This is a genomic window from Psychrobacter sp. AT9 (assembly GCF_047272965.1).
GTDB classification, from domain to species: domain Bacteria; phylum Pseudomonadota; class Gammaproteobacteria; order Pseudomonadales; family Moraxellaceae; genus Psychrobacter; species Psychrobacter glaciei.
Map to the genome: position 1 here is coordinate 1,335,243 of NZ_JBKOTW010000001.1, position 12,727 is coordinate 1,347,969.

10 protein-coding genes are annotated in these 12,727 nt (G+C 44.7%); 6 read left to right on the plus strand and 4 right to left on the minus strand.

Translation table 11 applies throughout. The annotated features are described in order from the left end of the window. Window positions 1-740 precede the first annotated feature (740 nt). The 6 genes from ACMFL8_RS05755 to ACMFL8_RS05780 all read left to right on the plus strand — a co-directional run bounded on the left by ACMFL8_RS05755 (window position 741) and on the right by ACMFL8_RS05780 (window position 8,712). Window positions 741-1,820, plus strand: coding sequence for an RluA family pseudouridine synthase (locus ACMFL8_RS05755; RefSeq protein WP_413191372.1), 1,080 nt, complete (start codon window positions 741-743; stop codon window positions 1,818-1,820). Between the two features lie 102 nt (window positions 1,821-1,922). Then, a complete protein-coding gene (locus tag ACMFL8_RS05760) occupies window positions 1,923-2,915 on the plus strand; it encodes a polyphenol oxidase family protein (RefSeq protein WP_413190334.1) in 993 nt (330 codons plus the stop codon). Window positions 2,916-2,998: 83 nt separating this feature from the next. Continuing rightward, window positions 2,999-3,616 (plus strand): flavodoxin family protein, encoded by a 618-nt coding sequence (locus tag ACMFL8_RS05765; RefSeq protein WP_413190335.1) that lies wholly within the window; start codon window positions 2,999-3,001, stop codon window positions 3,614-3,616. Between the two features lie 1,096 nt (window positions 3,617-4,712). After that, complete coding sequence (locus ACMFL8_RS05770; protein WP_413190336.1) at window positions 4,713-6,182, plus strand: c-type cytochrome; 1,470 nt, start codon at window positions 4,713-4,715, stop codon at window positions 6,180-6,182. Between the two features lie 206 nt (window positions 6,183-6,388). Beyond that, window positions 6,389-7,990 carry a flavin monoamine oxidase family protein gene (locus ACMFL8_RS05775; RefSeq protein ID WP_413190337.1) on the plus strand — a complete coding sequence of 534 codons (1,602 nt, stop codon included), beginning with the start codon at window positions 6,389-6,391 and terminating at the stop codon, window positions 7,988-7,990. Between the two features lie 44 nt (window positions 7,991-8,034). Continuing rightward, window positions 8,035-8,712 carry a c-type cytochrome gene (locus tag ACMFL8_RS05780; protein ID WP_413190338.1) on the plus strand — a complete coding sequence of 226 codons (678 nt, stop codon included), beginning with the start codon at window positions 8,035-8,037 and terminating at the stop codon, window positions 8,710-8,712. A gap of 162 nt (window positions 8,713-8,874) precedes the next feature. On the opposite strand, the gene ACMFL8_RS05785 is transcribed toward ACMFL8_RS05780, so the two are convergent. The 4 genes from ACMFL8_RS05785 to tolQ form a co-directional block, all read right to left on the minus strand. Next, complete coding sequence (locus ACMFL8_RS05785; protein ID WP_413190339.1) at window positions 8,875-10,167, minus strand: translocation protein TolB; 1,293 nt, start codon at window positions 10,165-10,167, stop codon at window positions 8,875-8,877. A 137-nt stretch (window positions 10,168-10,304) separates the two neighbouring features. Beyond that, window positions 10,305-11,333 carry a TonB C-terminal domain-containing protein gene (locus tag ACMFL8_RS05790; RefSeq protein ID WP_413190340.1) on the minus strand — a complete coding sequence of 343 codons (1,029 nt, stop codon included), beginning with the start codon at window positions 11,331-11,333 and terminating at the stop codon, window positions 10,305-10,307. A gap of 75 nt (window positions 11,334-11,408) precedes the next feature. Further along, complete coding sequence (gene tolR / locus ACMFL8_RS05795; RefSeq protein WP_194619882.1) at window positions 11,409-11,867, minus strand: protein TolR; 459 nt, start codon at window positions 11,865-11,867, stop codon at window positions 11,409-11,411. Beyond that, entirely contained in the window at window positions 11,864-12,592 is a 729-nt protein-coding gene (tolQ, locus tag ACMFL8_RS05800) for a protein TolQ (RefSeq protein ID WP_413190341.1), read from the minus strand. Before tolQ ends, tolR begins: the two co-directional genes overlap by 4 nt. Between the last annotated feature and the right edge of the window lie 135 nt (window positions 12,593-12,727).

The window sequence follows — 12,727 nt, forward strand, 5'->3', positions numbered from 1 at the left end:
GGCTGCTTTGAATTTTAGCAAGCCTGCAATATTTATCTTAGTGTATGACAGTCTGACCCGCGGATATATCCTAAACGTCTTTGTCTATTATGTTTCATCTATAACGTGTCAGCTTTGCAGTTTAGCATGAGCCGCCGCAACGAGCGATATCGAATGTCACTGACATCGACAAATATACAGTAAATTACAGCAATGTCATATTTTAGAGAGTTAATCGTCAATGATTTAGGTATCAAATGATATGCATAAAGTGACAGATAACAGTCAGCTTCTATAGGGCTTGAGCGCTTGGCATGCTACACTATGGCAGTATTGCCTCTGCTTTTTTGACCATGATAGGTTTTAATCATCAGGGCACGGCACTGTTTTTCTTATGCAGCACTATATTTTCTTATTATATTCTCTTATAAAGTGCCTTACAAAAACCTGTCAGGGACTTTGCTATATATAAATATAAATCTGTTATGAATAATAATACTATGACCACCCATTTATCACCGAATCAATCGCTAGATACTGATTTATCAGCGCCACATTTATCAGCGCAAGAGCCTTCCATGCCAAATAAAGTTTTAAAAAGTAATGAATCATCTGATGCTAAGCAGCTAGACACTGAAGACCGAATCAACGCAAAAACTGTGTCCAATGACGCCCTCTCAGAGGATGCTATGTCACAAGCTTCTGAAAGTATTGTTTCAAAAGATGCTGCCTCAAAAGATAGTGATATGCTCGATGACGAGATGATTGAGGACTATGAAGCCGATGAGGCTGATGAAGGGATTGATGACAGTGACGACGATGACAGTGACGACGATGACGCTGATTATGAAGCGCCAACTATAGGCCAAGCGGTGCCAGTCATTATCGATGCCACCTACACGGTCACCGAAGAAGAAGCTGGTCTACGTATCGATAAGCTGGCATCACTGGTGTTTACCGACTTTTCGCGTGCGCAGTTGCAAGGCTGGATCAGCGATGGTAGCTTGCTGTATAACGATAGCGTGCAAAAACCAAAAATTCGAGTCAAAGTAGGTGATGTCATACATCTATCAACGACGTTGCAGCAGCATAGTGAAGATCAGCCAGAAGACATCGATATCGATGTGGTGTATGAAGACGATGATGTCTTGGTGATTAATAAGCCAGTTGGCATGGTGGTTCATCCTGGCGCTGGCAATCAGACGGGCACCTTGGTTAATGCTTTGCTGTATCACTATCCACAGCAGCATCATTTGCCGCGTGCCGGTCTGGTGCATCGCATTGACAAAGACACTTCTGGATTGCTGCTTATTGGCAAGACTAAACCGGCACAAATGGCATTGATGGATCAGCTAAAAGACAAGTCAGTCTATCGTCATTATCAGTGTGTGGTGGCAGGGGATGCGGCAAGTTTATTGCGTCATCGCCGTATCGATGCACCGATCGGTCGTCACCGTAGTCAGCGTACCAAAATGACGGTCATGACGGCAGGTCGTGAAGCAGTCACGCACTTATTAAATGTGACCGCGCTCAATGGTAATTATTGTCTGTTAGACGTGGGTCTTGAGACGGGTCGTACGCACCAGATTCGTGTGCATTTAAGTCATATTACCTATCCGATTGTAGGCGATCGCGTCTATGGTGGTCGCCGTCAACTGCGGGCAGGTCTGACAGAAGTACAGCGTCAGGCGATCAGCAACTTCCCGCGCCAAGCACTGCATGCCTATACGTTGGGTTTTGTTCATCCGACGACAGGTGAGGATGTCGAAGTCACAACGCCAATCCCTGAAGATATGCAGCAGCTAATGACAGTGTTAAGTGATGGCTACGATGAAGAGTAACCGTTCTGTGTAAGCAGCGTAAATACGCTTATAATAGACAGATAACAGCAGTAAATAGCTATCAGTGATGTAAAGACGACTCATTAAGACGGTAAATCAGCCATGACTCATAAGCTTCCTATGACATTACTAGCGCAGCTAGAGGATGTGGCGGTTTTTCAGACATCCGCATTCACTAATAAGGATGAAAGCGAGGCTGATATAACCAGCCAGCTGAGACAAGCGGATTATGGCACGCTCAATTTAGGCTTGCACGTCAGTGATAACGCTACCGAGGTCTTAGACAATCGCATGCGGCTCTTAACGGTGATGAATGAGCAGTTTACTAGCTTGCCATCAATCCGCGAGCGATATACGCCTATTAAAAGACTGCATTGGGTCAATCAAGTTCATGGCAATCGCATTCATGATACTGACTCCACAGCGCTCAGTATGCGGCCGATGGCGGCTGATGCTATGTTGAGCCAGCAAGCAGGAGTGGGTCTAGCGATAATGACTGCTGATTGTGTGCCTATCGTTCTATACCAACCAGCCAGTGGCAAAATTGCCGCTATTCACGCGGGTTGGCAAGGGTTGGCATGTGGCGTCATCAAAGCAACGACTGAGTGTTTTACTGATTCAGGGCAAATCATGGGTTGGATTGGTGTCTGTATCAGCCAACAAAATTATGAAGTGGGCAGTCAAGTTCGCGATAAGCTGCTGGCAGGTTGTATAGACAGTCAGTCATTGACGTCAGCCAGTATTGACAAATTTGATGAGCGCTACGTGATGGTTTCTAAGAATCAGATCGCTGATGACAGTCGTACTGATATGAGTAAAAAGTCGAATATTGATCCTCTATACTTACATAAGTCAGTTGATAAACTATCAAATTACGCTAAAGTAAACGCGGATAAAATTAAGCTGAACTTACCAAGACTTGCTGCTGATCAATTAAGCACTGCTGGTGTAATATTGTGCAACGAGTCACCTATAGACTGTAGCTATGCCGATACTCGTTATTACTCTTATCGACGTCAGACGCATTTACGGCAGCCAGCGACAGGACGGATGGCACTGGTGATTGTACGCCGTTCTGCTACCCAGTCAGAATAAACCTACCGGACGCTGGTAGATACTAAGCATCCTTAATCCGTTTTATTTCTATTCAATTATTTATAGCTATTATTAGAGTTTGTATGAATACATCTGCCACAGCATCTTTGACATCTACACTGACTGACAGCACGCAAAGTGTATCGATTGCCGTCATCTATCATAGCAACTACGGTCATACCAAGCGTGTGGCTGAAGCAATCGTCATGGGCGCGCACCAGCAACTTCCAGAAGCACAGGCAAAAGCCGTCGATGTTCACGATGTCGACTGGGATTTTTTAGATCAGGCAGATTTGCTGGTTTTTGGTAGTGCCGTCTATATGGGCAGCGTGACTGCTGAATTTAAGACTTTTATGGATGAGACCTCAAAGCGCTGGTATCACAGAAAATGGGAAGGCAAGTGGGCAGCCGCTTTTGCCAACTCGGGTGGACTGAGTGGTGATAAACTTGCTGTGCTACAGCAGATTTCTCTATATGCCATGCAGCATGGTATGAATTGGATCGGTTTGCCATTAATGCCGACAGGTCATGAGGCTCATGACTTGAACCGTCTATCTAGCTTTCTAGGATTAATGACGCAATCTCTTGATGGTCCACCTGAAGAGACCCCAGGGAAAGGCGATATCGATACAGCTATTTGGTTCGGTGATCATTTGGCTAAGACTATCATAAAGCATCAACCAACCACATCAACTTGCTAAAGTACGATTATGATATAGTCAATCCCATATAAATTAGATACGGTGTCAGGCTCGCTTAGTCTACTATTTGTAGTACTTTCACTCGCCTTTCTGGTATCCAAATTATATTGAACCGACTCTAGAGCATGCTGATAATATCAATATCATTAGACCTTAGAGTTTATTAAGTAAACCAAAAAAGCAGATATCAACTTGATATCTGCTTTTTTTATTGTCATGAGTAAAGCTATTTATCAATGACCTTGGTTGACAACGCCGTAACAGGAATAGGACTGTCGAAAAATTGAAAAGATTGGCATGCGGTTAATAGCATCGTCGCCGAAAGTATATAAGTCATAATGAAGGGTTTCATAGGGATATCTCAGGACACAGTTGGCATTGTTAAAACAGCGTTCATCATAAACAAATTACCGTGTTATACAACGGCTAATGCCATACATATAATAAATACTAGGGAAAGCAGGGACAGTATGCTGATTCTACAATGTGTATGTATTATGTACAGTGGAAATTAAAAATAACAGCTAAATTATGCGTTTATTAAGTTTTTTTTAACTGGTTCGTCACTAGAAAAAAATGAATTGAGCGATTCATAATGATGAGTAGTTGTTTTCCATCAGTATTTTAAAACATCAGCAGTAATAATATAAAAAAACATATTAATTAATTAAAAACTCAGTGCTGATTATAGGAACTTTTATTTTTGTAAAAAAATAGGAGGATTAAGTTACTATTCGAACAATTTTAGCAAAATAGTTTTACCTTAGTAAGAAGGACAGACATTCTACGGTAACTAAGCTTGATAATTGCCTTATGAATAACAAAGAAAAATTCGTTATCGACTTTTAATATTTATAGTCGATTCAATTCAAAAGTAGTACAAGGCAACCGAGTGTAGATGTATATGTGATACTTCAAGCGAGGTTAACGCTGTAATACTTTTATAGTGGAATGACTATAGTACGAAGAACACACAGCGAAAGCATAGATAAATAGTGGAAGACTTGGATTTTTTGAATGTAGATACTGTTGGATAGTAACTGTCATGAGTTAAAAATAATTAAAACACCCTAGATGCCAGCTATATGAGGATATTATGAAGCCACTTTCTATGATGTTATCGATGCTCGTCATTGGTATGACCTCCAACGCTGCGATGGCTGAAGGTGCAAGCAGCGTTAATACAAGCCTAGCCAATACCAGTTTACCTAATACTAGTTTACCTAATATTAGCCCTGCCAATAGCGAGCTTGTAAATCGCGGTGTCTACATTGCCCGTGCGGCCGATTGCATGGCATGTCATGGTGAGGACTATACCGGTGGGACACCAATCGAGACCCCAATGGGGGAGATTTACTCGACCAATATCACGCCATCCAAACGTTACGGTATCGGCGACTATACCGAAGCGGACTTAAAGAATGCGCTGCAAAAAGGTCGTGCGCCTAATCACATGCTTTATCCTGCCATGCCATACCCTTCTTATAGTGGTATGAAAGAAGAAGATATCAGTGCGTTGTTTGCTTATTTACAGACAGTACCAGCGGTTGACGAAGCTCCCAAAGAAAAAACGGACTTGCCATTTCCTTTTAATATTCGCAGTTTAATGATTGGCTGGAATTTGCTCAACGTACCGTCTACTGAAAAGCGCGACGGACTGAACGAGACCCAAAAACGCGGTGAATATCTGGTCAATAATCTGGAGCACTGCGGTACTTGTCATACCCCGCGTAATAGTACGATGGGTTTTGATAAGAGTATGTACTTATCTGGTGCCCAGCTCGGTCATTGGCATGCACCAAATATCACGCCTGATGAGTCGAGCGGTATCGGCAGCTGGAGTGAGCAGGATATCGTCACTTATCTGCGTACGGGTGAGCTTGACCAGCGTGCTTACGCGGGTGGCCCCATGGGTGAAGCAGTCGCGCACAGTACACGCTACTTAAAAAACGAAGACTTGAGTGCCATTGCTTCTTATCTGAAGGCAGTACCTGCTGTCCAGACCGACGATAAAGTGTCTGCGGTAGATGTGTCGCGCCTACCAACGCCAATCAACGAATCTATCACTCATGATCTACTGGCGCAAAAAGAATATTTGAAACAGGCAAAAGCCGCAGTAGGTAATGGCAGTAATTCCCCCGAATCATTATATTTAGCCACCTGTGGTAGTTGTCATGGGGTTGACGGCTATGGTCAGCCTGATGCACGTTATGCCCCTATCGTCGGCCTGAGTAGTATCCGCCGCGAAAGACCTGATGCGCTGGTCAATATGATCCTTCATGGGGTAGAAGGGGCAACCAATACATCGCCCATCATGCCAGGGTTTTCAGATGAGTTAAATAGCGAGCAAATCGCTGGTATTACCAATTACGTACGGGTGAACTTTGGTGGTCTTACCAGCAGTGACGTGAATGCCAGCGATGTCGATCGCATCGCAAATACTGGCGTTGATAAGCCTTTCTTGATTAAGTACGCAGGCTTACTGGCGATAATCGGTATTATCGTCGCGATTGCTATTATTGTGTTTATCATCCGCGCCATCTTACGCTCTAGACGCCGCGCTTAGTTTGACTCTATTTAGGTAAACGGTCGAACATAGAACTTATAAAGGCGTTCTAGACGCTGATTACAGTACGAGAATTAAGGTTAAAACGGTAATGCATTAAGGCTTGGCAAGACAAACGTTCGAGATAAACTGAGCCGATAATAAAAGCAAAATGCCAAAGACGATTGCCTACCGTTATACATGACGTCTACTTTAAGGACATTATTATGAAAGACATGCTTCAATCACCAACGCGGCGCCAACTGCTCTCGATGATTGGTAAAACCGCAGGCGCGACAGCGATGTATCAGGCAATGACGACGTTAGGATTTGCGTCAGAGTCGAGTTTTAAAGAGACCATGGATCTTAAAGGTGCACCTCCGGGCGCTAGTATCGTCATTCTTGGTGCGGGTCTTGGCGGACTGACCGCGGCTTATGAGTTACGCAAAGCGGGCTACGATGTCAAAGTGCTCGAATATCAAAATCGTGGCGGCGGTCGTAGTTGGACATTGAACAGCGGTGATAAATATACCGAGCTTGGCGGTGAAGAAGTCACCTGTGATTTTGAAGAGGGCAATTATTTTAATGGTGGGCCGTGGCGTCTACCAAGCCATCACTATGCCGTCTTCCATTATTGCAAACAGTTCGGCGTTGAGATGCAGCCCTTTATCCAAACCAATGATCGCGCTTATTTGCATCGTACTGATCATTTCAATGGTGTACCTCAGCGTTTGGGTGATGTGAAAAACGATATTCAAGGTCATGTCGCGGAGCTGCTATCAAAGTCAGTCAACGTCGGTGGTCTTGATCGTTCGGTCAATACTGAGGACAAAGAAAAGCTATTAGAAGGTTTAAAAGGCTGGGGTGTGCTCGATAAAGATTATCGCTATCGCGCCAGTAATGAAACCAGTAAACATCGTGGCTTTAGTGTCTTTCCAGGTGGTGGCCTGATGCCCGATGCGACACCATCAAAACCTTTGCCAATCAGTGAGATATTGGATTCGGGTATGTGGGCAGATATTTATGGCAATCATATGACTTATGCTCACCAGCCAACCATGTTTCAGCCAGTAGGCGGCATGGGGAAAATTGGTGATGCGTTCACTCGTGAATGCCGCGATATGATTGAGTTTAATGCAAAGGTCACTAAGATTCATCAAGATGACAGTGGCGTCACCGTCGATTATGTCGACAGCAACAGTCCAGATGGTGCCACCAAGACCATTCGTGCAGATTGGTGCGTGTGCAATATTCCGCTAACGGTGCTGACGCAGATTGATATCAATGTCTCAAAACCGATGAAGCAGGCGATGGCCGCTGTGCCTTATGAGACCTCTTATAAAGTTGGTCTAGAGTTCAACCGTCGCTTTTGGGAAGAAGATGAGTGGATATTTGGTGGTCTGACTTATACCGATATGCCCATTGCGCAAATTGCCTATCCGTCACAAAATATGTTCAAAGACGGTACGGGCGTGTTACTCGGCGCGTATGGTTATGGTCCTACGTCTTATAAGTTTAATACCTTAACGCCGAAAGAACGCATCAATGTCGCGCTTGCTTATGGTAAATACATCCATCCCCAATATCCAAAAGAATTCCGCGCAGGGACATCAGTTGTCTGGCACCGTATCCCATGGACGCTTGGCTGTTATGGGATTTGGAATGAGTCGACCCGTCGTCAGCATTACGACACCTTGTGCAGTATTGATAATCGTATTGTGCTGGCGGGTGAGCATTGCTCACATATTCCGGCATGGCAAGAAGGCGCTATTTTATCTGGTATGGATGCCGCGAAGCGCCTACATAAAAAAGCAAAAATGCTTGTTTAATAACGCTTGGTTAATATGAATAACTACAAAATTCAGAGGCTATTATGGACAATGCAATCGTGAAAAAGGCAATCTTGAAGGAAAAAGTCACGAAAGAGATGACACTCAAACTGCTGACGGTGATGCTGCTGAGTGGGATAAGCAGTGCAGCACTGTTGGGCTGTAATCAACCGTCAGAGGATGAAGTAACGGTTTCCAGTGTACAAGATCAGGATTCCCTAACAACCAATGACTATCAAGAAAGCCGAAATACGGGTGCGTGGGGCGGTGTTTATATGAGCCGTGAGGAGCTTACGGCACCTCCTATCAATATTGTCGACGACAGCTCGTTGCCCAATATGGAAGATGACCCAAGTATTACTAAGTGGGACGCAAAGTTTGAAGGCACAAATGGGTTTGTGACGACAGATGGCAAAAAGCTGTATCACGACTCTTGTGCGGCGTGTCATATGCACAAAGGCGAGGGTGCTGATGGCGCAGGCTATTACCCACCACTGGCGAATAACAGTAAGATGCAATCAAAGTATTACATCATCGATATCTTGATTAATGGCTTTCGAGGTATGCCGTCATTCCATGGGATGATGAACGATGTGCAGATGGCTGCGGTTACTCAATATGTGCTCAGTGACCTAAATGGTTTTACCGATACCGTTACCGCTGAAGATGTGGCAAAACTGCGGCATCCCAATCCATCAGCGGGTGATCCAAGTGATGAATAACACTATTATTTAAATTCTTAGCTAATAGTTTTTTAAGCGAAAATGGTTCGTACAAAAGTGTCTTAACCATTCTCTGCAACATAAAAAAGCGCCTAATTATTTATTAGGCGCTTTTTTATAGGCAAGGCTTTATGGATTAAGAAAGATAATGAGAAAGAGGGTTTATTTAGGGCTGGATGACCAGACTGGTGAGCGAATAGTGCCTTGACCAGACTTACCGAATGACTCACCACCGTTCAGTGATTTGATGGTTAATATACCTTTGCCGCCTTGGGTAGAAGCATAGACCACACGCTTACCGTTAGGCGAAAAGCTCGGTGCTTCATCGATACCCGTATTGCCCAAATTCGTAGTGATAGCACCGCCGCTATTCATGATCGCCGCTGAGCGACCACTTAAAAAGGCAATTTGTGAGCCATCGCTACTAAACTGCGGGCTAGTGGCATAACCGCTATTTGATACTTTGGTCGTATTTCCTGATCCAAACTCATAACGGTAAATCTGTGGTTTGTTAAATCCTGATCGGTCACTGACAAATACAAAAGATTTGCCATCGGGTGCATAGCTTGGCTGTACCTCGCTGCTTGGCCAATTGGTGATTCGTCTAGGTTTACCGCCGCTGGCACTCATCTCATAAATATCAGCACTGCCTTCAAAGCTGCTAGAAAACAGTATCTTGCTGCCATCTGGTGAGAATGATGGGCTTAAATTACTACCAGAGAATGGCGTCAAAGCATTGGCACTGCCGCCGCTCACGTTTTGTACATAAATAACAGGATATGATTTATCGCGCTGCACAGAATAGGCGATGCGATTACCATCTGGTGACCACGATGGGGAGAATATAGAACCAGCAACTTCAGTAATGGTCTTAGCGTTTTCGCCATCAGCATCCATGACTTTTAAGCGCGATACTTTTTCTTTACCAGTACCAACTTCTTCGATGTAAGCAATACGTCCGGAGAAGTCACCTGGAATACCAGTAATCAGCTCATAAACTTTGTCAGCGATGACGTGACCGGCATAGCGCATGCTTTCTTTATTATTGTCAGCCGTTAAGCTTTGCTTGCCTTCAATCACTCGGCCAGATTTGATATCAATCACTTCGTAATCGGTGACTACTTTACCGCGGTTGCTGCGGGTACTACCGACCACTAGGTAAGGAATCCCCATACTTTGCCAAACCGGTAATGTGCCTGACAGCTCGCTAATACTGCGCGGCTGCTGTGGCAAATCTTTACTGGTCACCTTTAATTCAGTTTTGCTCAAATCATTGAGAATAATCGGCGATAGCACAGAATCACCTGCAAACGGCACAAAAGCCACTTGGTTTTGTTGGACTGGAATATCGTAATCTAATTCTAAGACGACAGGCGCCGCCAACAAGTTGGAAGAAATAAGCAAGGTTGAGGTGCTGGCAAGTAAAGAAAGGCATAACTTCTGATGAGTACGCATGACCGAATTGAACTCCTGAAATAGTCTAATCGTTATTTTTTATAGGGGCTAAGTTTACCGTTACGGTATGGCAATATTACACACAGTGCAAGCAGTTTAAGGTAACGTTATCAATAATATAGGGACTGGGTAACTGATTAATTGCTACCTTTAAACTGTATGGTAAAAGTAGGGTACTTAGGATCATCAGCATCAATCGGTAAGCTGCCAGTATTCAAAACTGCTTGTTTGGCTGCTTCATTGACCGCGCTATCAGGTCCTGAAGCGGAGACGTTGACCACATTGCCGCTCGCATTGACAGTGATGGTTAAGGTGGCGCGCTGAGTCGAGCCTTTGGCAGCGGTTGGCGGGCTATAATTGCGTTTGATTAAATTGATAATTTCACCATTGCTGGCACCGCGACTGCCACTTGAGGCAGAGCGACTACTACCTTTTGCCGTACTAGAGGTAAAAGAATCACCAGATACAGTCGACTCACCATCTTCTGATAAGCTAAAGTTTTTACTGGCACTGCCAGAGCTGCCAGTATCAATTTTTAAATTTTTATCAGTAGCAGTAGGGCGTGTAATTCTAGGCGGGTTGTTTTGTTTATTACGGTAATCCCTAAGCTGTTTTTGTTCTTCGATGAGCTGTTGTCTTTTATCTTGTTCAACTTGACTGTGTTCTTCTACTACCGACTCATCTAGCTGTGCTGCCCATTCAGCCATATTGCGCTCATATTCTTGATTTTGCTCAAGTAGCCGCTGATGCTGTTCTTCACTCATCAGCATCGGGCGACTGGCAGGATCGTCAGAGCGTGTAAAGACAGGCACGCGCTGAGAGTTTGGTTGGTTGGGGTTTTGAATGCTAGCGCTACTGTCAGCCGTGTTCTCTGGCATATCACTGAATGAGCCGCTCGTACCACTATCAGCTTGCATAGCACTGGCAGCAGCGGCACGATTGGCAAGGATTTGCCCTTGCATCTCAGCCAGCTGTTCAGGGGATACCATGACGGTCTCTAAGCTACCTACCGTTTCAACTTCTGTATTTTGATAGGTATAAATAAGTATGCCAATCACCAGACCATGTGCAAGAAAGCTGAGCAGCGTAGGCAGTGTCAGCCCATTACCTTCAGGTTGGGTCGGCACATAAACAGCAGGCGCATTATTCATGGCAGTGATACTCATGGACATGATATTGGAGGATGAGGTTCATCAGATTATCTACTTTATTATAACAAGCGGTGCTAACAATAGGATTCATTATGATGAGGGTGTGGGCAAGGGTGCGCCCGTTAATAGTCCCACCTTTTGGATACCTGCTTGCTGCAAGCTTGCCATCAAGGTCATGATAGCGCCATATTGATTGTTTTGATCGGCATTGATCATGACCTGTAAAGGCTGCGCGCCCGCATCGCTGCTTTGCGCCTGCAAATTAGACAAGGTGTTAATCAGCTCTGGCTCACTAATCGGTAAGTCGATATTGCTCTCATAACTGATAAAAATCTCGCCACTATCGGTTAAGGAGACAATCACGGGTAGCTGGCTTTGACTCATGGTATTGGTTTGCTCTTTTGGTAGCTCGACATCGACGCCGGTGATCAGCATCGGCGCAGTTACCATAAATATCACCAGTAGCACCAGCATCACGTCGATATAAGGAACGACGTTCATCTCCGCATTCAGCGCTTTTTTCTCGCGGCGATAGGGGTTTGGTTTCATAGCCCTGTCACCTGACCTGCATGACCATTAAGTGCGTTGTCTCTATCTACCACGCTTTGGACGCTTGTCTCACGTTGGAGCATACCGGTCATCTCATCGCAGAATAGTGCGCGTGAATCATACAAACGGCTTGATTTGGCTGTAAAGTGGTTGTACGCGAGCACAGCAGGAATAGCCGCAAACAAACCCATGGCCGTGGCGATTAGTGCTTCAGCGATGCCAGGCGCGACAGAGGCTAGGGTCGCCTGTTCAGTTTGGGATAGTCCCAAAAAGGCGTTCATAATGCCCCAAACCGTACCGAACAATCCAACATAAGGCGCGACTGAACCAATACTCGCTAGCGTAGTAAGCCCAGATTCTAATAGTTGCTGCTGACGTCCTAAGCCGACCCGAAGCTTACGCTCAACCCCATCGATAATGTCATCTTTTGGCTGACGTTTTTTGTGCATTCTGAGATATTCAGAAAAGCCCACATAAAATATCTGCTCAAGTCCTTGGCGCTCAGGGGAGCCTTGCACGCCTTGGTACAACTTTGCCAAATCTTCACCCGACCAAAACCAAGTCTCGAACTGTTGATCAAAGTTCTTAGCCGTACCAAGCCGTGCACTCATACGAAAAATAATGACCCAGCTGAGCAAAGACGCTAGCAATAAGAGCGCCATCACAATCTGTACCAATAGACTGGCTTGGGTGATAAGGTCGATAATATTTAATGATTCAGGCATGTATTGGACTCACGGGTAATTAACAATAACTGGTATACGCGCCATACGTAGACCGGATAAGACCTCTAACAACTATAGAATATAGGGCATCGAAACTAAGCTGGTAATAGCTGGTAACACAAGCTGGTAATAATA

Coding starts and splice junctions, on each gene's coding strand:
- ACMFL8_RS05770 (WP_413190336.1), top strand. CDS start 4,713: ATGAAGCCACTTTCTATGATGTTATCGATGCTCGTCATTGGTATGACC.
- tolQ (WP_413190341.1), bottom strand. CDS start 12,592: ATGCCTGAATCATTAAATATTATCGACCTTATCACCCAAGCCAGTCTA.
- tolR (WP_194619882.1), bottom strand. CDS start 11,867: ATGAAACCAAACCCCTATCGCCGCGAGAAAAAAGCGCTGAATGCGGAG.
- ACMFL8_RS05775 (WP_413190337.1), top strand. CDS start 6,389: ATGAAAGACATGCTTCAATCACCAACGCGGCGCCAACTGCTCTCGATG.
- ACMFL8_RS05790 (WP_413190340.1), bottom strand. CDS start 11,333: ATGAGTATCACTGCCATGAATAATGCGCCTGCTGTTTATGTGCCGACC.
- ACMFL8_RS05755 (WP_413191372.1), top strand. CDS start 741: ATGATTGAGGACTATGAAGCCGATGAGGCTGATGAAGGGATTGATGAC.
- ACMFL8_RS05780 (WP_413190338.1), top strand. CDS start 8,035: ATGGACAATGCAATCGTGAAAAAGGCAATCTTGAAGGAAAAAGTCACG.
- ACMFL8_RS05765 (WP_413190335.1), top strand. CDS start 2,999: ATGAATACATCTGCCACAGCATCTTTGACATCTACACTGACTGACAGC.
- ACMFL8_RS05785 (WP_413190339.1), bottom strand. CDS start 10,167: ATGCGTACTCATCAGAAGTTATGCCTTTCTTTACTTGCCAGCACCTCA.
- ACMFL8_RS05760 (WP_413190334.1), top strand. CDS start 1,923: ATGACTCATAAGCTTCCTATGACATTACTAGCGCAGCTAGAGGATGTG.